Genomic DNA, 23,003 nt, shown 5'->3' on the forward strand with positions numbered 1-23,003 from the left:
ACTACCCCAAGTGTTTACATTACAAACTATCGATATTGAATTCTCATATGGCAAATAGAGTTATTGCGCTGTTTATACTTTTTGGCTTAATCGTCGCTATCTCTTGGCATTATTACGCGTCAGCGGAAACACGCGACCCACTATGTTTTACACACTGGTTGTTTTTGCTTTTAGATATGAATACGTGATAGTGAAGCTAGAGGAGGAACAGGAAAAACAGGGAAAACAAAGGACAATAGAAAGTTAAATGACCTTACTTCTAGGTAAGGTCATTCATGCATTCAGCAGCAAAAGATATTGGCGCTTAGCAAACGCTTAGGTTTGGTTGTTACAGAGCTAGAGGAATCAACTCGACACCAAGCACACCACTAATCCCCATCACCACTAGCAGTGAGACTTTAAACACCGACTTTGACCAAGCGATGTAGTTGTTGTCATCAATGCTGCGAAAGGTCACTTTCGTCCACATAAAGCAAACAACCGCTGCAACCGCTAAGTATTCATACCCGGCTTCACCTAGTAAAAATAACCCCAATGATGCTGCTCCAAACGCCACAACATACGCTTTCATGTGTCGATGCGCTTTATGAATGCCTTCTTTAACTGGCAATACGGGAATCCCGGCTTCTCGGTAGTCTTGCATGCGGAACATGGCAATGGCATACGAGTGCGGCATTTGCCAGAGACAGAACATGGTAAAGAGTAAAATCGCTTCCAAGCTAATGAAGTTTGTTACCGCTAAGTAACCCACCAATGGCGGAACTGCGCCTGAGATACTTCCCACTAAGGTCCCATACACCGAGTTACGTTTGTACCACATCGTGTAAAAGAACACGTAATACACGTAGCCAAGCAACACGACGACAGCGGATAGTGGGTTCACTCGGATAAATAACAGTGCGGTTCCTACCAGCAATAAAGCAAGTGCATAAACAAACGCAATATCGATATTGATGTTGCCTTTCACTGTTTCACGATTTCGTGTACGTGCCATCTTTTGGTCGATATCACGATCGAAAATATTATTCACCACACAACCTGAAGCGATGACTAACCCAACACCAACTAACGTCGTAACGAACAACATTAGACTGGCTGGTTCTGTTTTTGCGGCGAGGAAGAACCCCGCCGCAACAGAAATCAGGTTGCCGAAAATAATGCCCGGTTTAGTGATAGACAAATAACTTTTCAGCATACCTTGACCTACAACTTCATGTTGACGTTCATGTTGTAGATGATCCATACCGAGCCAGCGATAAGGATAAGTACAACAATGGCGGTAAACATCAGTGATACAAGGTTCCAACGTCCGTCGGATGTTTTTGTTTCCATGTGCAAGAAGTATTTAAAGTGAACAAATATCTGCACTAATGCACATCCAAATAGAATCGCATAGGTCGTTGTATCTGGTAATGATTTCGTCCAAACAAAGTAGAACGGAATTACCGTCAGAATCAGTGAGGCAATAAAGCCTTTCACGTAATCTGACGCACTGGTTTCTACATGTTGATCCATTACATTACCCCCAGTAAGTAAACGATGGTAAAGACACAAATCCAAACGATATCTAGAAAGTGCCAGAATAGGCTTAAGCAGTTAAAGCGCATTGCCATATTGTCGTTCAGACCTTTCGTCGACAGTTGATGATACGCTACCGCTAACCAAATCAAACCAAAGGTTACGTGCAGGCCGTGCGTACCAACCAACGTAAAGAATGCCGACAGGAATGCACTTGTTTGGGGCCCATAGCCTTCTTCAATCAGGTGATGGAACTCATAGACCTCCATACAGATAAAGCCAAGACCAAGCGCGAACGTGACTAACATCCAACGTTTGAGACCAGCAACGTTGTTGCGCTTCATCGCGATAATGCCAAAACCAAATGTGATACTGCTAAACAGCAGCAGCATGGTTTCGACAAACACGAATGGGAGTTCGAAAATGTCTTTACCTGTAGGGCCCGCAATTGAATTGCTCGACAGCACAGCGTAAGTCGCGAACAAGGTCGCAAACAATACACAGTCACTCATCAGGTAAACCCAGAAGCCAAATAGCTTGTTGCCATTCGTGTCATGGTGGTGATCATGGTCGTGATGTGCTGCGATATTAGTTTGCATACGTCACCTCCAGATCATCTTTACTTTCGCTGTCTTTCACTGAGTTTTTCTTCGCTTCTTCAAGCTGAGCTCGACGTTCGGCCTCAATTGCTTTGATCTCTTCAACTTCCACGTAGTAATCCACATCATCGTTATAGCTATGCTGAATACACGTCACGATAATACCGACCAAACTTGCCGCCGCTAGCCACCAGATGTACCAAATCATTCCGAAGCCAAATAGGAGCGACCAAGCCGACACGTAGATGCCTGTTGCCGTGTTTTTTGGCATATGAATACGTTCGTATTCCACTTCTTTAGTTGGATCGAACTCGCCACTTTGTTTCTGGTACCAGAAGGCATCCAGCACATCACCTTTTGGTAGGTGCGCAAAGTTGTAGAACGGCGGTGGAGACGATGTTGCCCACTCAAGAGTACGACCACCCCACGGGTCACCAGTTAGATCACGGTTTTGCTCGCGGTCACGGATACTCACGTAAATTTGGATGAACTGAGACAATACGCCCAGCGCAATCACAACCGTACCTGCTGCGGCAATCGACAACAGTGGGAAGTATTCTGGGTTGATGTCTTGGCTTAAACGACGAGTCATCCCCATGAAGCCCAGCGCGTAAAGCGGTAAGAACGCCATTAAGAAACCAATAATCCAAAGATAGAACGCGCGTTTGCCCCAAGTTTCATTCATGGTGAAACCGGTCGCTTTCGGGAACCAGTAAGTGATCGCAGCGAAACATCCAAACACCACACCACCGATGATAACGTTGTGGAAGTGAGCGATAAGGAATACTGAGTTATGCAGAACGAAATCTGCGCCCGGAACAGCCATTAGTACGCCCGTCATACCACCAACAGTAAAGGTGATCAGGAAACCCACCGTCCACATCATTGGCGTCGTAAAGCGGATGCGGCCTTTGTACATCGTGAATAGCCAGTTGAAGATCTTCACCCCTGTTGGGATAGAAATGATCATCGTGGCAATACCGAAGAAGGCATTTACGTTCGCGCCAGACCCCATCGTAAAGAAGTGGTGTAGCCAAACGACAAAGGCAAGAATCGTGATAACTACGGTAGCCCAAACTAGCGATGTGTAACCGAACAACTTTTTACGTGAGAAGGTTGCGGTGACTTCTGAGAACACACCAAAAATTGGCAAGATCAAGATGTACACTTCTGGGTGACCCCAAGCCCAAATCAGGTTGACGTACATCATTACGTTGCCGCCAAGATCATTGGTAAAGAAGTGCATGCCTAGGTATCTATCCAGCGTAAGCAGAGCGATAGTCACCGTTAGGATTGGGAATGAAATGATGATCAAAATGTTTGCACACAGAGACGCCCAAGTGAAAACTGGCATCTTCATCATTGGCATAGACGGTGTACGCATACGCAAAATGGTCGCGAAGAAGTTCACGCCTGTTAACGTCGTACCAACACCTGATATCTGCAGCGCCCAAATCCAATAGTCGACCCCGACTCCTGGGCTAGCCTCGATACCTGAAAGCGGCGGATACGCCAACCAGCCGGTACGACCAAATTCACCTAAGCCGAGAGACATGTTTGTTAGGATGACACCTACAACAAACAGCCAGAAGCTCAAGTTATTCAGATACGGGAAAGCTACGTCACGCGCACCAATCTGCAATGGCACGATGATGTTCATCAGACCAATGACCAATGGCATCGCTACGAAGAAGATCATGATCACGCCATGGGCAGTAAAAATTTGATCGTAGTGATGCGGTGGTAAGTAACCTGCTTCACCCGCAGAAGAAAGGAGTTGCTGACTACGCATCATGACTGCGTCAGCAAAACCACGAACAAGCATCACCATCGCTACTGCGATGTACATGAAGCCAAGTTTTTTATGGTCTACTGAAGTAAACCATTCATTCCACAAATATTGCCACTTTCCGGCTTTGGTCACCGCGTAAACTACGGCTAAACCAACCAGCGCCACAACCGCTAGGGTGATGACAATAATAGGTTCGTGGAATGGAACTGAATCAAGAGTTAATCTTCCAAACATTACGATTATCCTTGGTTTTCAGGCAAACAGTTCATTGAACCAGGATGCTGAGTCACAACGTCGGTGAACAAGAACGGAGGAACGCTAGAGAACAAAGTGACTGGCTCTGCGATACTTGGCGCTGCCAGTGAGCTGTATTGCTCCCAATCTTCAATACGATCAGGGCTCGCCTTCACTTTCTGCACCCAATTTAGGAACGCAGCACGATCAGACATTGCTGAAGCTGTGAACTTCATTTGCGAAAAGCCTTCGCCGCTGTAGTTCGATGCAAAACCCTTGTAGTCACCTTCGTGGTTCGCTATCAGGTTGAGCTTGGTTACCATTCCTGGCATCGCGTAGATCTGTGTACCTAAGCGAGGGATGAAAAACGCGTTCATGATGTTGTCCGAAGTCAGTTTGAACTGCACTGGCACGTCTTTCGGGAACGCCACATAGTTTACCGTCGCAATGTTTTCTTCTGGATAGATGAACAACCATTTCCAATCGAGTGACACCACTTCGATGGTCATTGGTTTAACATCACTTTCCAATGGTTTGGAGGGCTCTAGTTCATGAGTCGAACGCCATGTGATCGTCGCAAGAATCGCAATGATGATGATTGGAATTGTCCATACCACCACTTCGATTTTGGTCGAGTGTGACCACTCGGGTGCGTACTCTTCTTCAGTGTTAGAGGCGCGGTATCGGTAAGCGAAGTAAATCGTCATTAAAATCACAGGGATTACAACGATCAACATCAGCAAAAGAGCAGTAATAATTAACTCTTTTTCTTGCACACCAATGGCACCTTTGGGGTCAAGTAAAGCTGAATTACATCCTGAGAGCATAAGTATGACGGACGCCAAACTTCCCCTCGACAAGATGCGTTTATATCTTGAGGCTTCCATTAACTTTCTCGATGGTTGTCTGGTTTCAAAGCAGATGCCAATCAAAGTAAATAAGAGCTCACAAATAGCGCAGAGGTAATGTATGAGAACAAGAAGAAACTTCGATAAGTAGTTATTCTACTTACAATTTTTCAACTTCGCCATCAAGCATTTAACCAGCTAGAATGAACCGTTATTTGCTACGATACGATTGGTATCAAGCCAAGAACCAGTTGTTATAGTCATTAGAATGTTTATGTGTTGAGCATGAGTAACGTCGGGCTCAGAGCGAAACAAAACGGAATTGAGTGGAGATCAAAACCACACTCTTAGTGTGAGTTTATTGTTACACTTTGAAACACTATGTTACATTTGGCGCATTATGAGGAGTAAAAAGTTAAAGCTCATTAGCCACAACTGGAAACTAACCTTCCATTAATGGAAGTTACACACTTTAAATAGAATATTAACCTCAACACGAATTTCTCGTGCTTCAACAATTAATTATTTAAAAACAAATAGTTGAAACTTAAAATTGATGAGACTGACTATCAACTTCATTTACGCAGATAGCCTTAATGAGAAGCGGAAACTAAAAAACCAAAAGTGTGATCAGCATCAAATTAATGATTTCACTTAATATTTGAGTGGTATTTACATCTCTTTATTGGATTGTGAGAAATCATTCTCAAGGTAAATCCAAACATAAGTTGTAAATACATTTGGGTTGCGCAGAATTAGCACTCCACAACATAGAAAATGTTGAAATGGAAAGAGACTTATTATTCAGGTCTATCAGAGCCTTATTTCAGTGATCACTTACATACGAATGCCGCCATCCACTTCTAAAACCCTGCCAGTAAAGTAATCACTCTCAATAATGTATTTTACTGCATGCGCGATTTCGCTTGTTTCGCCCATCCTGCCAACTGGGATCATCTTTTCTAATCGCTCTATGGCTTCGGGTTTCATTTGCTCTGCCATCGCGGTATGAACTACACCTGGTGCAACCGCCGCCGCGCGAATACCGTATCTTGCGAGCTCACGAGCCCATGTTGTCGCCATGGTCGCGACCGCCGCTTTTGACGCAGAATAATTGGTTTGTCCGATATTCCCAGCTCTCGCAACACTAGAAATATTGATGATAACGCCTTGGGAGCCACTCTCAATCATCTTGACGGCAGCTTCACGCCCACACAAAAACGTTCCTGTCACGTTAACGTTCATGACCAAGTTGAATTGATCCAAAGACATCTTACTGATCACGCCATCTTTTGCTTTTACAAGTAACCCATCTCTTAACACGCCAGCGTTATTGACTAACCCATTGAGTTGACCAAAATCTTGGATAATCGCTTCAAACGTGGTTTCAACATCGATTTCGTTGGTGACATCCACTTGATATGTCAACGCTTTCGCACTCAGCATTCGACACTGCTCTTGTGTTTCCATTAAGCCACTGGCGTTTACATCCAACAACGCTAAATCAGCGCCAGCTTGAGCAAGGGTAATGGCCATCATTTGCCCAAGCCCCTGCCCTGCTCCTGTAATGGCAATAACACTACTTTTTATGTCCATATTGGTGCACTCCATAGCTCGTAATGTTCTATACCTCAACCAGTCTAAGTTGGCCGAAATGATGCGCATTTTACGTCACCATCTCGGGCTGGTTTGTCACAAAACTCGGTCTAGCCTTTCTTACTCTTGTATAACTCAAATAAGCTTGAGAAATCGAGCTCGCCGTGGCCGCTCGCGTTGTGGAAAGAATATAAGTTGCGCGCTAACGACCCCATCGGAACCGAAGAATGTGTTTGTAACGCCGCATCTAACCCCAAGCCGAGATCTTTTAGCATGAGTTTGCTCATAAAGCCCGGTTGGTAATCGTGACTGGCTGGCGCACTGTCCATCACGCCTGGGCAAGGATTGTAAAGCTCCAATGCCCAATTTCGGCCAGAGCTTTGCAGCATGATGTTTGATAGCACTTTTGGATCGAGTCCATGATCGATACCTAGGTTTAATGCCTCGCACGTACCAGACATTAAAATGCCGAGCATAAGGTTGTTACAGATTTTTGCCATTTGACCATCGCCTGCTTTGCCAGCATGGAAAACATTTTTTCCTATATACTGCAAAATCGCATTGGCTTTAGAAAACGCTTGATCCGAACCACCAACAATAAAGGTTAATGTCGCCGCTTTAGCGCCAGCAACGCCCCCCGAAACGGGCGCGTCGACAAACAACACGCGTTTATTTGCCGCTTCATTGGCGACTAATCGCGCAGAGTCCGGATCAATGGTTGAACAATCAATCATCAAGGTACTTGGCGAGACAAGATTGAGGACACCTACGCCACCGTGTAAGTCACCAAGATACACGGAACGAACGTGAGACCCTGCTGGTAGCATCGTGATGACTGTGCTAGCACCATCTACTACCTCTTCGATAGAGCTCGCCACCACCGCACCAAAAGGTACTAGTTGCTTTGCGGCTTCGCTATCGACATCGAATACTTGCACGTTAAATCCAGACGCGAGTAAGTTTTGCGCCATAGGATGCCCCATTCTTCCTAAACCGATAAATGCGATGGTACTCATGATCATTCTCCTTATTGACCTAGTGTTTGTTCACCCAAATTAGCAAGCGGATGCTCATTATCCGACCAAAGCGAGGTAAACAAAGTATCGATAACATCTTCATCGACTTCACTGACACTGTTAAATATCCAGCTCGGCTCGCCATCCCGGTCAATGAGCCGAGAACGGACGCCCTCTTTAAATTCACCTAATAAGGCACTGCGAACCGACAAACTCAACTCTAAACGGAAGCAATCTGCAAGCGGTAAGCTGTGGTACTCTTTCACTTGTCTAAAGCAAATATGCGCGGTGATCGGACTGCCCGATGCGAACGTTTGTTTCGCGTTTTCTATCCACTGGCTATTCCCTTCGATAGTCATGATTCGCTGTGCTATCGCATTAAGATCAAAGCCTTTGCACGCTTCCTCTATCTGATCTAAGTATGGACAAATTTGCGTGGTTGGTTTGCTATCAATAACTTGTTCTTCCATTAACTGTAGTAGTGCAGTTACCAACTCTTTCGCGTCTTCTTTGCCCCACTGGAGCCGCTTTAGCTCATCCAGTAAGGTGGGATACTGCTCTTCCAACAGTAACCAATCGGCCAAACCAATAGTGACAGCGTCACTTGAGTTCACCATGGAACCTGTCAATCCGAGGAATAAACCCACCTGCGGATCTATCTGGCTTAAAAACCACGTACCTCCCACATCAGGATACAGTCCAATATTGATTTCTGGCATAGCAAGGCGTGATGTTGTTGTCACAACTTTATGGCTGGTTCCCATAAAAAGCCCCATCCCACCACCCATTACAATACCTTCTCCCCAACCGATAATAGGCTTGTTGTAAGTGTGAATGAGATAGTCACACTCATACTCCAACGAGAAATAGTCCGTACAGAACTCTACGATTTTTTCTTTACTCTCGTTATGCATGACGTGATACATAGCTCGAACATCGCCACCAGCACAGAATGCTTTTTCTCCAGCGCCAGTGAGTACCACACAAGTCACATGCGGATCGTCTTGCCACTTGATAAGCTGATCGTTAAGTTGGACTAACATGTCATACGTCAATGCATTCAATGAAGCGGTGTTGTCTAACGTTGCGATACCAATGCGGTGCACGCCATCGAAGCACTCTATTTCACTAATGGCTACCATCCCTGCCATGTGGCCTCCTATCGGTTTTTCCATTGCGGTGGGCGTTTTTCTAAAAAGGCGCGAACACCCTCAACTTGATCTTCCGTATCAAAAAGAGTCAGAAACAACTCTCGCTCTTTCATTAAGCCGTGCTTAAGTGGCGCAGAGCGCATATTTTGAATGAGCGCCTTACATGCGGCGACAGAAGATGGCGACTGGTTCGCAACAGAGTCAGCAAGCTCCAGCGCTTTACTTAAAGCTTCGCCTTTGGAGACCAACTCCTCAGCCAAGCCTAGTTCTTTTGCTTTGTCAGCGCTGACTTGCTCTCCACATAAAATGATACGCTTTGCCCAGCCTTCCCCTACTAACGCTGTGAGGTTTTGGGTACCGCCAGCGCAGGGCAAAAGTCCGACTTTGGCTTCAGGTAAAGCAAGTACCGCTTGCTCTTCAACGACTCGAATATCACAAGCTAATGCCACTTCTAAACCTCCACCCATGGCGTAACCATTAATAGCGGCAATGGAAACACCACGGAATTCCGAGAGCGTTTCAAACGCTTCACCAAAGCATCGCGCCATGTCTAACGCAACCGCTTTGTCACCGTCAGAAAATAGCTTGAGATCTGCACCAGCAGAGAAAAACTTTTCTCCACTGCCGGTTAAAACCAGTGCGTAGACCTGCTTATCATTGTTAAGTGTGAGTATCAGCGACTTCAGTACCTTGAGGCTCTCTGCTGTCCACGTATTGGCCGGCGGGTTGTTCATCGTCACCACCGCAACGTGATTAGTGATCGTATGTTGAATGGCTTCTTGGGTTAATGGCATATCTGAATCCTTTCTCAATGAGCAAATCCAATACTTCGCTACAGCAAGGCCGACTCCTCAGAGAGCAAACGGCGCGCGATGATCAAGCGCATGATTTCGTTCGTTCCCTCCAGAATTTGATGCACACGCACATCTCTGAAATGACGCTCCATTGGATACTCTTTGATGTAACCATAGCCGCCATAAAGCTGCAGCGCTTGGTCGCAAACCTGAAAGCCCACATCGGTTGCGAACCGTTTTGCCATCGCGCAATAAGCCGTGGCATCTGGGTCATTTCGGTCGAGCTTGCTGGCGGCATAGCGCACTAACTGCCGAGCAGCCACTAGCTCTGTCGCCATGTCTGCTAATTTGAATTGTAAGGCTTGAAACTGCGCAAGCGACTTGCCGAACTGCTTACGCTCCTGAATGTATTGTGTCGCCTGTTCAAGGGCCTGTTGAGCCGTACCGACGGAACAGGTCGCAATATTTATACGCCCTCCATCAAGCCCTTTCATCGCAAAGACAAAACCTTGCCCTTCTTCGCCCAGTAAATGGCTAGCTGGAATAACGACATTTTCAAAAGTAACCGCTCGTGTTGGTTGGCTGTTCCAACCCATTTTGGGTTCTTTGCGCCCATAGCTGATACCATCTGCGTGAGCAGGAACAACAAATGCAGACACGCCTTTGGCACCCGCTTCTCCGGTTCGCGCCATCACGACCAAAACATCTGTCTCTCCTGCGCCAGAGATAAAGGTTTTGCCGCCGTTGATGACATACTTATCTCCCTTTTTTGTAGCGGAAGTGGTCAGTGCAGCGGCGTCTGATCCTGCGTTAGGCTCAGTTAAGCAATAGGAGCCTAACCACTCCCCCGTAACTAATTTCGGACAGAACTGCGTTTTGGCTTCATCGGTAGCAAAACTGGCTATCATCCAACTGACCATGTTGTGAATCGTCATAAACGCCGTAGTGGACGTACATCCCATGGCCAGTTGTTCAAAGATAATTGAAGCATCCAAGCGACTCAGCCCTAGGCCACCTTGCGCTTCTGGAGTGTAGAGACTGAGAAACCCTAGTTCCCCCGCCTCTCTCAATACGTCTTTGGGGAAAATCTGCTTTTCATCCCACTCCGCCGCCATCGGTGCTAAACGCTCATCGGCAAATTGTTGAGCGGTATCGGCAAATGCACGTTGATCTTCATTAAGTTCAAAGTCCATAAAAGCTCCTTTTATTCACTCAGCGCAGTTGGATGGTCAGATTTGGCCCCGTTGGAATATCGTCATCAAACCAACGCGCCGTCACCGTTTTGGTCTCGGTATAAAAACGCACTGCTTGTTTACCATACGCATGTAAATCACCATAGAAACTGCCTCTCCAACCAGTAAAGGAGAAAAATGGTAAAGGGACTGGAATAGGCACATTGATCCCAACCTGACCGACTTGAATGTCATGCTGATATTTTCTCGCAGCAGCGCCATTAGCGGTAAATATAGAAGTTCCGTTGCCGTAAGGGTTGCGATTCACTAACTCAATAGCTTCTTGCAACGTTTCGACTTCCATACAAACTAAGACAGGGCCAAATATCTCTTGCGTGTAAATCGACATGTTCGCTGTTACACCGCTAAACAAGGTTGGGCCAATCCAGTTTCCATCGGGAAAGCCTTCCACTTCACACTGACTGCCATCGAGTTCACACACTGCGCCTTGTTGTTTGCCATCTTCAATTAGGTCCAATACGCGTTGTTTAGCTTGCTCACTGATCAGTGGGCCATAAGCAGCTTGCTCATCGTCCCAAGGCCCTGGGTGTACTTTCGCCATTGCCTGTTTGAGGTCTGTAATCCATTGTTTTGAATCGCCGACAAATACCGCAACAGAAATTGCCATACAACGCTGCCCCGCAGCCCCTACGGAGGCTCCGATTAGGTTATTCACCACTTGATCTTTGTTTGCATCAGGCATGATCACCATGTGATTCTTTGCACCAGCAAAAGCTTGAACCCGTTTAAAATGTTTAGTCCCTGTGGTGTAGATATAACGGGCAACGGGAACCGAGCCAACAAATGACACCGCTCGAATATCAGGATGAGCCAGAAGAAAGTCGACTTGCTCTTTGCGGCCATGAACAATCTGCAACACCCCTTTAGGCGCGCCAGCTTGCTCAAATAGTTCGGCTAAACGAATAGAGGTCAACGGCACTTGTTCAGATGGTTTGAGCACAAACGTATTGCCCGCAGCGATAGCGATTGGGAACATCCACAACGGAATCATGGCTGGAAAGTTAAACGGCGTGATACCACAACACACACCTAAGGGCTGAATCATTGAGTAACTATCAATATCCGTAGCAACGTTTTCGACGGTTTCTCCCATCATGTTGCTAGCAATGTTTGCCGCCTGCTCAACCACCTCGATACCACGCCACACATCGCCTTTGGCATCCGCTAAAATCTTACCCGTCTCATGAGAAAGCAGTGTGGCAAGCTCATCATGATGGTCTTTGAGCAAGTGCTGATAACGCAGCATAACTCGGGCACGCTCGGGTATCGCCACTTCTTTCCAAGATTGGAATGTCTCTTTCGCATTATCAATGGCGGCTTCCATCTCGTGCTCTGTGGAACATGGAACGTACGCAATGACATCATTAGTGGCGGGATTGGTTACCTCAACCCAATCCGATGTTTGAGATTCACGAAACTCGCCACCAATAAACAAGGGAACCAAACGAGTCATCATTTACTCCTTTCTGATTTCAATTAAAGCGGTATTTCAATGCCTATCGCCGTGGCTTCTCCACCACCGATACAAAGTGACGCAACACCCCGCATCACTTTTTTGGCTTCGAGATCACCATTGGTGCCTAGCGCTTGTAGCTGACGCAAACTGTGAATCAATGTCACCAGAATTCGTGCGCCACTAGCCCCTATCGGATGCCCAAGTGCACAGGCTCCACCTTTAATATTTACTTTGCTCGTATCAAGCCCAAGTTCCGCCACCGCTATTTGTGTCACAACGGCAAAGGCTTCATTGATTTCCCACAGGTCCACTTCATAAATTGACCAATCTAGCTGGAACAGCAGTTGCTCAATTGCGTAGACGGGTGCCAAAGTAAATTCTGCAGGTTTTCTGGCATGTGTAGAGTGCGCCTTGATGATCGCAAGTGGTTTAAGCCCCTGATGACGCGCAGTGTCTTCATCCATAAGCACCAGAGCCGCCGCGCCATCTGAAATGGCACTCGAATTAGCAGCGGTCACCGTACCTTTTTCATCGAATGCAGGTTTGAGTTGAGGAATTTTACCAAAGTCAATCGAGCGTGGGTGCTCATCGTAATCCAGCACCGCTTGTTCTGACTTGGTATTGAGTGAAACCGGCGAAAGTTCATCGGCAAACAAGCCTCGCTCTTGAGCTTCCAACGCACGTTTTGCCGACATCACGGCCCATTCATCCATTTGCTCTCTGGTGAACTTAAGCCTGTCAGCGACTTGCTGAGCATAAACACCCATTAAGTGCCCTTCGTAAGCATCTTGTAGCCCATCGAGAAACATGTGGTCATACGTAGACTGGTGCCCCATGCGCATTCCCTTTCTCGCCTCCCTCAGCAAATACGGCGCATTGGTCATACTTTCCATACCACCAGCAATGGCAGAGCGAATCGTTCCAGCTTTAATGAGATCGTGCGCTAACATGACGCTCTTCATGCCAGAGCCACACACTTTGTTAATGGTGGTGCACCCTACACCCAAAGGAAGATCTGCCCCCATAGATGCTTGCCTCGCAGGAGCTTGTCCACACCCTGCTGGAAGCACACATCCCATGAACACTTCATCCACCGAAGTCACATTCACTTCGTGCATTGCCGCCTTGATCGCCAGTGCGCCTAATTGAGGAGCAGAGTAAGTTTGCAACTTGCCTTGAAAGCGCCCAATTGGCGTTCTTTTCGCGCTGACAATCCAGATGTCTTTTCCCATGATTCGCATTCCCTTAAGGTATATGTGAACACTTGGCAGAATGATGACACCCTACATAGAATTACTCACCAAGCGCCACACCAGCCTTTATCGCCTTTTTCACTAACAAACTTTCATTCCGCGATTTCTTGACGTTTACGTAAGCATAGCACTAGCCTTTACAATGAGATGAAAAAACACACCAAGCAGACGTTTATATTTCAAAGTTGATGTTCGGCCTTCCCATTTAAGGTTCGATTTCCAGAAACTGGATTTTTATTCGAGGTAAGTATGTTATGGAAAAATACAAGATCAGTGACCTCGCCAAGGAGTTTGATATTACTACTCGCAGTATCCGGTTTTATGAAGACGTGGGTCTGATTGAACCAGAGCGAAAAGGCAATATGCGCGTTTATCAACGCAGGGATAGAATTCGCCTCAAACTGATTTTAAGAGGGAAACGACTCGGTTTTTCGTTGGCAGAAATTCGTGAACTTTTCGAGCTCTACGACATGCAACAAACCGAAGGACAGTTATTGAAAATGCTCAATATCATTGAAGAGAAACAAGCCGTCCTACAACAACAACTCAACGACATCAGCGTCGTTATGGCTGAGTTGAATGCCGCTAAGGAGCGTTGTATTCAAACACTCAAAAGCAAGCAGACATAAACGCTATACTCAATTAGCAACACCGCTACCGGCTTTTCCACCTTACCTCTGATACCGGGAGACGTTATGAAAAGCACCTATACCCCACTCAATTTCGGACTTGGTGATACCATCGATATGCTCCGAGAACACGTTAATGCCTTTGCTACGGAACATATTGCGCCCATCGCCGCTGAGATAGACCGCGATAACCAGTTCCCGAATCATTTATGGCCTTTGTTGGGAGAAATGGGGTTGCTTGGTGTGACCGTCGATGAAGAGCTTGGTGGTGCAGGCATGGGATACCTCGCTCATGTTGTTGCCATGGAAGAAATCAGCCGTGCCTCTGCGTCTGTCGCTTTAAGCTACGGCGCTCATTCTAACCTGTGCGTCAACCAAATCTTTCGTAACGGCACGCCTTCTCAACGCGAAAAATACCTTCCAAAACTCATTGATGGTACGCACGTTGGCGCCCTAGCGATGAGTGAGCCCAATGCCGGTTCAGACGTGATAAGCATGCAACTGAAAGCGGAGAACAAGGGCGACCATTTTGTACTGAATGGCAACAAAATGTGGATAACAAACGGGCCCGATGCTGACGTAGTGGTGCTTTACGCTAAAACGGATGTCAGCGCAGGTTCACGTGGCATTACCGCATTCATTATTGAACGTAACTTCGCAGGTTTCACTCATGCTCAAAAGCTGGACAAGCTAGGCATGAGAGGCTCGAATACTTGCGAACTTGTATTTAACCATTGCGTAGTGCCAAAAGAGAATATTCTTGGCGAGTTGAATAAAGGCGTCGAGGTGTTAATGAGTGGGCTGGATTACGAGCGCGTCGTCCTCGCTGCCGGACCACTCGGGATAATGCAAGCTTGCATGGACATTGTGGTCCCGTACGTACATGAACGAGAGCAGTTTGGAAAATCCATTGGCGAGTTTCAGTTAGTTCAGGGCAAGATCGCCGATATGTACTCTCGAATGAGTGCAGCAAAAGCGTATGTATATACCGTCGCAGCGGCTTGTGATCGAGGTAACGCAACACGCAAAGATGCGGCAGGAGCGATTTTGTACAGTGCAGAGCTCGCCACACAAATGGCACTCGATGCAATACAACTGCTCGGTGGGAATGGCTACATCAATGAATACCCTGCTGGTCGTTTGCTACGTGATGCAAAGCTTTATGAAATCGGCGCGGGTACCTCAGAGATTCGCCGCATGTTAATAGGCCGAGAGTTGTTCGAAGAATCTCGCTAACGGAACATACGACAAGGAAGTCATTATGGCCATTATCAAAAGTAAAACTAAGCCAACTGACGAGTTATTTCTTTCCAATAAAGCTGCGATGGAAACGTTGGTCACTCAACTTAATCAACACATCGAGACCATCAAACAGGGCGGCGGTGAAAAAGCCATTCAGCACCAGAGGCAAAAAGGAAAACTCCCCGCACGAGAACGCATCGCGCGCTTGCTTGATGACAACACTGACTTTCTTGAAATCAGCCAGTTTGCCGCCTGGCAAGTGTATGACGAAGCGATCCCCTGCGCTGGCGTTATCGCCGGCATTGGTATCATAGAGGGGATTCAATGCATGGTCATCGCCAACGATGCTTCGGTAAAAGGCGGAACCTACTACCCACTCACGGTAAAAAAACACCTTAGAGCGCAAGAGATTGCCCAACGTTGCCAACTCCCCTGCGTGTACTTGGTGGACTCCGGTGGCGCAAATCTCCCTCATCAGTCCGACGTCTTCCCCGACAAAGAACACTTTGGTCGCATTTTCTTTAACCAAGCGAGAATGTCGGCGAAAGGCATCCCCCAAGTTGCTGTTGTGATGGGGCTTTGCACTGCTGGGGGCGCGTACGTTCCTGCCATGGCGGATGTGTCCATTATGGTTAAAGAGCAAGGCACCATTTTTTTGGCGGGGCCACCTTTGGTGAAAGCGGCCACTGGCGAAGTCGTGACGGGTGAAGAGCTCGGCGGTGCAGACGTGCATTGTCGAAAATCTGGTGTCGCAGATTATTACGCTGAAAATGATGAACATGCCCTAATGCTTGCGAGAGAAGCCATTGCCAATGCCAATAGAACAAGACCTGTTAAGCCAGAAAACACCGTGCTTCCTCCCCGCTACGACGCAGAAGAAATCTACGGAATTGTGAATGCCAACTTACGACTGTCATTCGACGTTCGAGAAATTATTGCCCGCATCGTCGATGATTCTGATTTCGACGAATTCAAAGCCTTGTACGGCAGAACGCTAGTGTGTGGCTTCGCTCGTATTCAAGGACACTTGATTGGTATTGTGGCAAACAACGGTATCTTGTTTTCTGAATCGGCACAAAAAGGCGCGCACTTTATTGAGCTGTGCGCCAAACGGAAAACACCGCTTCTCTTTCTCCAAAACATTACCGGCTTTATGGTCGGAAAAAAGGTTGAAGAAGAAGGCATCGCAAAACATGGCGCCAAGCTAGTGATGGCCGTCGCTTGTGCTGACGTGCCGAAGTTTACCGTGATCATCGGTGGATCGTACGGCGCTGGTAATTACGGCATGTGCGGCCGAGCGTATGATCCAACCATGATGTGGATGTGGCCGAACGCGCGTATTTCTGTTATGGGCGGAGAACAAGCAGCAGGCGTTTTAACACAAGTTCGAAAAGACGCGAAGGAACGTCAGGGGGAAGAGTGGTCAGAGCAAGAAGAGCACATTTTTAGAGAATCGATCATAGGCTTGTATGAAACACAAGGACATCCCTATTTTGCGAGTGCTCGGCTATGGGATGACGGAATTATTGACCCTAAAAAAACGCGTCAGGTGTTGAGTCAAGCGTTAATGGCAGCATTAAATGCCCCCATTCCTGATAGCGAGTTTGGCGTCTTCAGAATGTAAACATCCAAAGATGAATTAAGGAAGTTAGTATGCAGGAAATGCAACCAAGCATTATTCCCAACGCCCAAAGGCAAGATGATGTTCTTTGGCATGTCGATGATAATGGCGTAGCGACCATTACCCTAAACAGAACAGCTAAACACAATGCTTTTGACGCTTGTACGATCGACTTGCTGATCCACCGCCTAGATTATCTCGCTTTACGAACGGATGTGCGGTGCTTGGTATTAAGAAGTAACGGCAAGCACTTTTCATCCGGGGCCGATTTGAATTGGATGCAGTCGATGGCCGACAGCACGAGGCAAGATAACTTCGTTGATGCCCAAAACTTGGCAAGACTCATGGAAACATTAGATTCGTTCCCTCAACCCACCATCGCAGTTGTTCAAGGTTCCGCTTATGGTGGTGCTTTAGGGTTGATTTGTTGTAGTGATATCGCCATCGCAAGCCAAAGTGCCAACTTTTGCTTAAGTGAAGTTAAGCTTGGTTTAGTTCCAGCGACCATTGCGCCTTACGTCATGCGCGCGATGGGGAATAGACAAGCTAGACGCTATATCTTAAGTGGTGAAGTCATTTCAGCCGAAGATGCCGAACGGTTTGGTATTGTGCACGAAGTGAAAGAAGCCAAACAGCTTGAAAATGCGGTCGATAGCGTAATCAAGACGTTGCTACTGAATAGCCCAGATGCGATGCGTAAAGCGAAAACGCTCTGCCATCAATGTCATCAAAACCCCATCGATCAACAACTGATTCACTATACTAGCAAGCTCATTGCGGACATTAGAGTATCACCCCAAGGTCAAGATGGGCTGCAAGCGTTTCTTGAAAAACGTAGCCCAAGTTGGGTCACCAAGTCACAGGACAAGTAATGCTACCTTCCAAAGTAAAGATTGTCGAAGTAGGTCCTAGAGATGGGTTGCAAAATGAACCTCCTGTTGCGACCCAGACTAAAATCCGGCTGATCAACTTACTCTCTGATACTGGGTTAACGCATATTGAGGCGGGCTCTTTTGTTTCGCCCAAATGGGTGCCACAAATGGCGGACTCAACAGAGGTCATGAAAGCAATAACAAGGCGAAATCATGTTACTTATTCTGCCCTGACACCAAACCTAAAAGGCTTCGAACAAGCCTTGGAGGCTGGTGCCAATCAGGTCGCGATTTTCACTTCATCATCAGAAGGATTCTGCCAACACAATATCAATTGCTCGATTGCAGAAAGCCTAACTCGCTTCGAACCTGTAATGCGATTAGCCACCAAACACGGCATCCCTGTTCGTGGCTATCTATCCTGCGTTGCCGACTGCCCTTACGATGGCCCGACAGCCCCTAAACAAGTGGCGAGCGTGGTCAAATCACTCATCGATTTAGGGTGTTATGAGGTGTCTCTAGGCGACACAATCGGTACAGGCACGCCAAACCGTATCGCTGCTATGCTGGAAGCCGTCATGTTGGTTGCACCTCTTCCCCAGCTTGCTGTCCATTTCCACGACACATGGGGACAAGCTCTCACCAACATTTATCAGGCATTGAGTATGGGCATCAATACCATCGACAGTAGTGTAGCTGGGCTGGGTGGATGCCCATACGCTCATGGCGCATCAGGAAATGTCGCAACGGAGGATGTACTGTATTTATGCCAAGGGTTAGGAATAGAAACGGGGATCGACTTAGAGCTACTGGCTAAAGCTGGCTGGATGATCAGCGAAGAGCTGGGTCGGCAGCCTACATCAAAAGTGTCATTAGCATTGCGTAACCGCGTATTATCACTTTCGTAGAAGGCCATCCGGCACCTCAAATTCTCCCAACCCAAGTTAATTTGCTCTACTTTCGAGTAGGGAAGCGAAACCGCCCGCCAGTACGATAAATAATTAGAGAAAATAAGATAAGCACACAACCTACTAGTTTATTTGCCGTTAGCACTTCGCCATACCACAGCACGCTCAGAATAACCGTCCAAACTGGTTCTAATATCATAATTAGAGCAGCGTTACCTGCCTGAACAAATTTTTGCCCCATGGTTTGCATTACGTAACGCAAGCTCGTCGCTAATAAGGTACTCAACGCAAACCACCACCAAATAGAGGAGTCCACCTCAGCCGGGAAAGATTCCATAAAAAATGAAACCAACAAACCTAAGCAACCTGCTGAAAAAAGTTGCACGCAAGTAAGCAGCAGCACAGGTAGTTTTTGAGAGTATTTGCTGTTCACATTAAAATGAAGCGCCAAAACCAGTGCTGCACCAAGAAACCACAATTGACTGGCCGATTGTTTCCAGCCACCAACTAAAGAAAGACAAGCAAGACCTAATACAGCGATAGGCAAAGAAAGCCAGAAAATTCGTTGTGGTCGTTGACGAAACATAACCCATGCAACAATCGGCACAAACAGCATGGAAAGGCTCATGATAAATGCGCCTTCCCCAAGAGTATCACTGATAGAAATAGCGTAAATCCATGTCATAACGGCACTGCCTAACAGGAGCCCGACACCACCAGCAGAAAGCACATCTTTTAAGTTTGCTTTCAGCAAAGGTCGGTAACATAGAGGCAGTAAGCAGAGCGAAGCGATAGTAAATCGCGCCCCAATAAAGCCAAAAGGTGGTAAACCCTGTATTGTTTCCTTAGAGAATATCCAGCCAAGTGCAGCGATCATCGTCGTCGCAACCAGAATAACCGTCGCTTTGCGTTCTGAGTTAAACATAAGTACTCACAAAATATGGAACACACAATAGCGCAGCAAGAGAGTTTTACTGCGCTATTGTGTAAATTTGAAAGGGGTTTGTGTCGAGCGAAAAAGTGAAAGCCCGATCCTCTCCTGTATTGTTGTCACGCAGATTGAAGTTCTGCTGCTAGATACATTAAATGCAGGCAAAGTCTTAAGGCAAGCCTTTTCGCATACTAAATTACTTTAGCATTCTATACAGCAAGCAAACTGGCTAAAACCTGTACCGGGTGTCGAACTACCTCCCCTTCAAAACGCTTAACTTGACTGCGGCAGGAGTACCCCGTGGCTAACACACGCTCAGTGGGCAGGTTCTTTATATTCGGTTTCCAACTAAGCTGATATATAGCTTCAGACGTACTTTTCTTATCCACTTCATGTCCGAATGTCCCAGCCATGCCACAACATCCCGTAGGTATGACTTGCAGATTTAAGCCAAAGTGCTGAAAAATAGACTGCCAAGATTTCTCAGTCTCCGGTATTTTGGTCTTTTCTGTGCAATGCGCCATCAAATACCAAGGCTCTTCATCTGATGCGCGTACAGCTGGCCATTCGTTGAGTGTATCCACCAGCCATTCATGAGCCGTATAAACTGTAAATTCGCCTCGCTTCTCTTTTAGAACCTGATGGTATTCATCACGATAACAAAGCACTAAGGCTGCATCGATACCGATCATAGGAATTTCAACCTCAGCAACTTGTTTGAGAAAATCCGAGGTGTTTTGTGCATTTCTGGCGAATGCCTTAAGGAAACCTTTTACATGTTGAGCTTTCCCATTGGGTTTGAAAGGCAGAACAACAGGGTGTTTCCCTAACCGCTGCAATAACTGAATAAAGTCCGCAACCAACTCGGCTTCATAAAAGCTGGTAAATGGATCTTGAACAATCAAGACGTAATTTTGCTTCACTTCTGGGGAAAGCGATTCTAGATACACAAAGTCAAACGGGCTCACTCCAAGTGCCTGACATCGACTTTGCAACGTAGGGATCGATAGCACTGGCGAATCAATAAAACCGATGGATGTCTCTAATACTTGCGTAACAGGCCTACTAGATGCAATTTGATTAACCAGCTTGGGAGCTTTTGCCATAATCGGCAGCAGTTGCTCAATATTCGACACCAGATAGTCGCGCAGAGGTCTACGATAACGAGAGTGATAGAGGTGTAAAAAACGCGCTCTAAAATCAGGCACATCAACTTTAACAGGACACTGACTCGCACACGCTTTGCACGCTAGACAACCGTTCATCACCTCATAAACTTCATGCGATAAATCATCAGGATCGGGGCGAGATATCAACTTACTCAGCTTCTGAGCCAAAAGCTTAACCGATAACGTTTGATTGAGAAGTTGCTGTTCGTTAGCGAGCAAATCGAAGTCACTGTCATTAAGGCGACGCAGCCATTCACGCATTATCCCCGCCCTCCCTTTCGGAGAGTGGCGACGATCGGCTGTCACTTTAAATGATGGACACATTGGGCTATCAGCATCGTAATTAAAACACAGCCCATTGCCATTGCAAGACAGTACGGGCTTAAGCGACTCTCGGACTTCTACGGGGATCTGACGATCATAGTAGCCACGCTTGGTCGCTGTGACTTTTACCATTTCAGCGTCGCTATTCAGTGGCGTGCAAATCTTGCCCGGGTTCATTTTATTGTCGGGGTCAAACGCCGCTTTAATACGCCTTAATTCAGTAAAGAGCTCATCACCAAAGAAGGCAGGTCCATATTCTGAGCGATATCCTTTACCGTGCTCTCCCCACATTAAACCATTGTATTTTGCCACGAGCGCGACCACATCATCGGACAGTTGATGCATCAACGCTTCTTGTTCGGGGTCACACATATCGAGCGCTGGACGCACGTGAAGAACGCCTGCATCCACATGCCCAAACATGCCATAATGCAGGTTATTGCTGTCTAGCAACGTACGAAATTCCGCGATAAAGTCCGCCAAACTTTCAGGCGGCACACAGGTATCTTCCGCGAATGCAATCGGCTTTGCCTGACCTTTAGTCGCGCCAAGCAGCCCAACCGCTTTCTTGCGCATTACATAAATAGCTTGGATGTCTTTGGGGTCGCGACAGACTTGATAGCCGATGATACCACTGCGTCGATGAACGATTTCTTTATCAAGAATTAAAAGTAAGCGTTCAACTTTATCCTCAATATCATCGCTTTGACTGCCTGCGAACTCGACAAAGTTAATCCCTTGCATCTCTTTGCCCTGCACGTCTGAGATCGCGTGTTTTACCGAGTGCCAGACAATGTCTTCTCTTGCAAGATTGAGTACCTTTGCATCAACTGTCTCAACCGATAGCGCCTCTGCTTCGACCAACAAGGGCGCATTTCGTAGCGCAGAGTCAAAACTATCGTATTTAACGTTCACTAATAGTCGCGTGGTAGGTATTCGCGTAAGATTGAGCTTGGCTTCAGTGATAAAAGCTAACGTACCTTCAGAGCCACATAATATTCTCGTGACGTCAAACTCTTCACTCTTGTCGTTGATGGCGTTTTTTAGGTCATAACCAGTAAGAAATCGATTCAGAGGAGGAAACTTATCCAGAATCTGTTGACGCTTGTCTCGACAAACTTCCTCCGTAATTTTTAACGCTCGCGATACTACATCACTGTTTAACCATTTGTTTTGTTGAATTGCTTCGGTATCGAGAACCGAACCATCCGCCAATACTGCTTTGAGCGCCAACACATGATCCGAGGTTTTACCATATTGCAAAGAGCCTTGGCCTGATGCATCAGTATTAATCATCCCACCTAATGTTGCGCGGTTGCTGGTCGACAGATCTGGCGAGAAGAAATAACCATAAGGGCGAACGATGTCGTTGAGTTGATCTTTAACTATCCCAGTTTCCACTCTCACCCAGCCTTCCTGCTCGTTGATCTCTAACACTCGATTCATATAGCGAGACAGATCAACCACGATCCCCGAGTTCAATGATTGTCCGTTGGTGCCCGTTCCGCCTCCTCTGGGCGAAAAGGTCAGGTGTTTAAATTCATCACGAGCACTGACCTTGCCAAGTATTACCACATCATGATGGTTGGCAGGAAAGACGACCGACAACGGAAGTTGCTGGTAGACGCTGTTGTCAGTCGCCATACTCAATCGAGTGGTATAGCGAGCATCAGTATCCCCCTTGAAACCAAGCTGTTTAAGGGTGTTAAAGAACTTGATAACCACAGGATCAGAAGAAACCTGTAGCGGAAGTGCAGGAAGCATAATTTGAATCAGTGCCTTACGGTTGTCTTTTTA

General features: G+C 46.8%; 19 protein-coding genes. 5 read left to right on the forward strand and 14 right to left on the reverse strand.

From position 1 onward, the window contains the following. Positions 1 to 328 precede the first annotated feature (328 nt). From cyoE to R8O11_RS07680, 12 genes are all read right to left on the reverse strand, one after another. Positions 329 to 1,243: a heme o synthase gene (gene cyoE / locus R8O11_RS07625; RefSeq protein ID WP_033906955.1), complete on the reverse strand. Its 915-nt coding sequence runs from the start codon at positions 1,241 to 1,243 to the stop codon at positions 329 to 331. Continuing rightward, positions 1,204 to 1,515, reverse strand: coding sequence for a cytochrome o ubiquinol oxidase subunit IV (gene cyoD / locus R8O11_RS07630; RefSeq protein ID WP_012842490.1), 312 nt, complete (start codon positions 1,513 to 1,515; stop codon positions 1,204 to 1,206). Before cyoD ends, cyoE begins: the two co-directional genes overlap by 40 nt. Next, positions 1,515 to 2,117 carry a cytochrome o ubiquinol oxidase subunit III gene (cyoC, locus tag R8O11_RS07635; protein WP_005375782.1) on the reverse strand — a complete coding sequence of 201 codons (603 nt, stop codon included), beginning with the start codon at positions 2,115 to 2,117 and terminating at the stop codon, positions 1,515 to 1,517. The genes cyoD and cyoC overlap by 1 nt, the downstream gene beginning before the upstream one ends. Next, the gene (gene cyoB / locus R8O11_RS07640; protein ID WP_005375781.1) at positions 2,107 to 4,143 is read right to left on the reverse strand and encodes a cytochrome o ubiquinol oxidase subunit I; all 2,037 of its coding nucleotides are present in this window, start codon (positions 4,141 to 4,143) and stop codon (positions 2,107 to 2,109) included. The genes cyoC and cyoB overlap by 11 nt, the downstream gene beginning before the upstream one ends. A gap of 5 nt (positions 4,144 to 4,148) precedes the next feature. Next, on the reverse strand, positions 4,149 to 5,030 hold the full coding sequence (cyoA, locus tag R8O11_RS07645) for a ubiquinol oxidase subunit II (RefSeq protein WP_005388604.1): 882 nt from the start codon (positions 5,028 to 5,030) through the stop codon (positions 4,149 to 4,151). A gap of 798 nt (positions 5,031 to 5,828) precedes the next feature. Next, positions 5,829 to 6,587, reverse strand: coding sequence for an SDR family oxidoreductase (locus R8O11_RS07650; protein ID WP_005375778.1), 759 nt, complete (start codon positions 6,585 to 6,587; stop codon positions 5,829 to 5,831). A gap of 110 nt (positions 6,588 to 6,697) precedes the next feature. Next, positions 6,698 to 7,603 (reverse strand): 3-hydroxyisobutyrate dehydrogenase, encoded by a 906-nt coding sequence (gene mmsB / locus R8O11_RS07655; RefSeq protein WP_258658463.1) that lies wholly within the window; start codon positions 7,601 to 7,603, stop codon positions 6,698 to 6,700. 11 nt (positions 7,604 to 7,614) lie between these two features. Further along, positions 7,615 to 8,754 carry an enoyl-CoA hydratase/isomerase family protein gene (locus tag R8O11_RS07660; protein WP_054574349.1) on the reverse strand — a complete coding sequence of 380 codons (1,140 nt, stop codon included), beginning with the start codon at positions 8,752 to 8,754 and terminating at the stop codon, positions 7,615 to 7,617. Between the two features lie 8 nt (positions 8,755 to 8,762). Next, positions 8,763 to 9,548 carry an enoyl-CoA hydratase gene (locus R8O11_RS07665; protein WP_191115842.1) on the reverse strand — a complete coding sequence of 262 codons (786 nt, stop codon included), beginning with the start codon at positions 9,546 to 9,548 and terminating at the stop codon, positions 8,763 to 8,765. Positions 9,549 to 9,586: 38 nt separating this feature from the next. Continuing rightward, the gene (locus tag R8O11_RS07670; protein ID WP_158155285.1) at positions 9,587 to 10,741 is read right to left on the reverse strand and encodes an acyl-CoA dehydrogenase family protein; all 1,155 of its coding nucleotides are present in this window, start codon (positions 10,739 to 10,741) and stop codon (positions 9,587 to 9,589) included. A gap of 19 nt (positions 10,742 to 10,760) precedes the next feature. Further along, positions 10,761 to 12,254 (reverse strand): CoA-acylating methylmalonate-semialdehyde dehydrogenase, encoded by a 1,494-nt coding sequence (locus R8O11_RS07675; protein WP_191115844.1) that lies wholly within the window; start codon positions 12,252 to 12,254, stop codon positions 10,761 to 10,763. A 23-nt stretch (positions 12,255 to 12,277) separates the two neighbouring features. Further along, positions 12,278 to 13,489, reverse strand: coding sequence for a thiolase family protein (locus tag R8O11_RS07680; protein ID WP_269333958.1), 1,212 nt, complete (start codon positions 13,487 to 13,489; stop codon positions 12,278 to 12,280). Positions 13,490 to 13,764: 275 nt separating this feature from the next. Between R8O11_RS07680 and R8O11_RS07685 the strand changes: the two genes are divergently transcribed. The 5 genes from R8O11_RS07685 (at position 13,765) to R8O11_RS07705 (ending at position 18,782) form a co-directional block, all read left to right on the forward strand. After that, positions 13,765 to 14,139: a MerR family transcriptional regulator gene (locus R8O11_RS07685; protein ID WP_017821195.1), complete on the forward strand. Its 375-nt coding sequence runs from the start codon at positions 13,765 to 13,767 to the stop codon at positions 14,137 to 14,139. A 66-nt stretch (positions 14,140 to 14,205) separates the two neighbouring features. Continuing rightward, complete coding sequence (locus tag R8O11_RS07690; RefSeq protein WP_158159375.1) at positions 14,206 to 15,375, forward strand: isovaleryl-CoA dehydrogenase; 1,170 nt, start codon at positions 14,206 to 14,208, stop codon at positions 15,373 to 15,375. Positions 15,376 to 15,400: 25 nt separating this feature from the next. Then, a complete protein-coding gene (locus tag R8O11_RS07695) occupies positions 15,401 to 17,005 on the forward strand; it encodes a carboxyl transferase domain-containing protein (protein ID WP_025767660.1) in 1,605 nt (534 codons plus the stop codon). Between the two features lie 29 nt (positions 17,006 to 17,034). Continuing rightward, positions 17,035 to 17,874 carry an enoyl-CoA hydratase-related protein gene (locus tag R8O11_RS07700; protein ID WP_042521092.1) on the forward strand — a complete coding sequence of 280 codons (840 nt, stop codon included), beginning with the start codon at positions 17,035 to 17,037 and terminating at the stop codon, positions 17,872 to 17,874. After that, positions 17,874 to 18,782, forward strand: coding sequence for a hydroxymethylglutaryl-CoA lyase (locus R8O11_RS07705; protein WP_042521094.1), 909 nt, complete (start codon positions 17,874 to 17,876; stop codon positions 18,780 to 18,782). The genes R8O11_RS07700 and R8O11_RS07705 overlap by 1 nt, the downstream gene beginning before the upstream one ends. A gap of 46 nt (positions 18,783 to 18,828) precedes the next feature. Here the strand turns inward: R8O11_RS07705 and R8O11_RS07710 are convergent, their stop codons facing one another. Beyond that, complete coding sequence (locus R8O11_RS07710) at positions 18,829 to 19,707, reverse strand: DMT family transporter (RefSeq protein WP_005375761.1); 879 nt, start codon at positions 19,705 to 19,707, stop codon at positions 18,829 to 18,831. A 215-nt stretch (positions 19,708 to 19,922) separates the two neighbouring features. Next, a complete protein-coding gene (locus R8O11_RS07715) occupies positions 19,923 to 22,970 on the reverse strand; it encodes an FAD-binding and (Fe-S)-binding domain-containing protein (RefSeq protein WP_258479024.1) in 3,048 nt (1,015 codons plus the stop codon). Positions 22,971 to 23,003: the final 33 nt, after the last annotated feature.

This window comes from Vibrio sp. 1288, from assembly GCF_033344475.1.

What these genes read in the sequence shown, in the direction of transcription:
- cyoE (WP_033906955.1), bottom strand. Translation starts at nt 1,243, where the DNA reads ATGGATCATCTACAACATGAACGTCAACATGAAGTTGTAGGTCAAGGT.
- cyoD (WP_012842490.1), bottom strand. Translation starts at nt 1,515, where the DNA reads ATGGATCAACATGTAGAAACCAGTGCGTCAGATTACGTGAAAGGCTTT.
- cyoC (WP_005375782.1), bottom strand. Translation starts at nt 2,117, where the DNA reads ATGCAAACTAATATCGCAGCACATCACGACCATGATCACCACCATGAC.
- cyoB (WP_005375781.1), bottom strand. Translation starts at nt 4,143, where the DNA reads ATGTTTGGAAGATTAACTCTTGATTCAGTTCCATTCCACGAACCTATT.
- cyoA (WP_005388604.1), bottom strand. Translation starts at nt 5,030, where the DNA reads ATGGAAGCCTCAAGATATAAACGCATCTTGTCGAGGGGAAGTTTGGCG.
- R8O11_RS07650 (WP_005375778.1), bottom strand. Translation starts at nt 6,587, where the DNA reads ATGGACATAAAAAGTAGTGTTATTGCCATTACAGGAGCAGGGCAGGGG.
- mmsB (WP_258658463.1), bottom strand. Translation starts at nt 7,603, where the DNA reads ATGAGTACCATCGCATTTATCGGTTTAGGAAGAATGGGGCATCCTATG.
- R8O11_RS07660 (WP_054574349.1), bottom strand. Translation starts at nt 8,754, where the DNA reads ATGGCAGGGATGGTAGCCATTAGTGAAATAGAGTGCTTCGATGGCGTG.
- R8O11_RS07665 (WP_191115842.1), bottom strand. Translation starts at nt 9,548, where the DNA reads ATGCCATTAACCCAAGAAGCCATTCAACATACGATCACTAATCACGTT.
- R8O11_RS07670 (WP_158155285.1), bottom strand. Translation starts at nt 10,741, where the DNA reads ATGGACTTTGAACTTAATGAAGATCAACGTGCATTTGCCGATACCGCT.
- R8O11_RS07675 (WP_191115844.1), bottom strand. Translation starts at nt 12,254, where the DNA reads ATGACTCGTTTGGTTCCCTTGTTTATTGGTGGCGAGTTTCGTGAATCT.
- R8O11_RS07680 (WP_269333958.1), bottom strand. Translation starts at nt 13,489, where the DNA reads ATGGGAAAAGACATCTGGATTGTCAGCGCGAAAAGAACGCCAATTGGG.
- R8O11_RS07685 (WP_017821195.1), top strand. Translation starts at nt 13,765, where the DNA reads ATGGAAAAATACAAGATCAGTGACCTCGCCAAGGAGTTTGATATTACT.
- R8O11_RS07690 (WP_158159375.1), top strand. Translation starts at nt 14,206, where the DNA reads ATGAAAAGCACCTATACCCCACTCAATTTCGGACTTGGTGATACCATC.
- R8O11_RS07695 (WP_025767660.1), top strand. Translation starts at nt 15,401, where the DNA reads ATGGCCATTATCAAAAGTAAAACTAAGCCAACTGACGAGTTATTTCTT.
- R8O11_RS07700 (WP_042521092.1), top strand. Translation starts at nt 17,035, where the DNA reads ATGCAGGAAATGCAACCAAGCATTATTCCCAACGCCCAAAGGCAAGAT.
- R8O11_RS07705 (WP_042521094.1), top strand. Translation starts at nt 17,874, where the DNA reads ATGCTACCTTCCAAAGTAAAGATTGTCGAAGTAGGTCCTAGAGATGGG.
- R8O11_RS07710 (WP_005375761.1), bottom strand. Translation starts at nt 19,707, where the DNA reads ATGTTTAACTCAGAACGCAAAGCGACGGTTATTCTGGTTGCGACGACG.
- R8O11_RS07715 (WP_258479024.1), bottom strand. Translation starts at nt 22,970, where the DNA reads ATGCTTCCTGCACTTCCGCTACAGGTTTCTTCTGATCCTGTGGTTATC.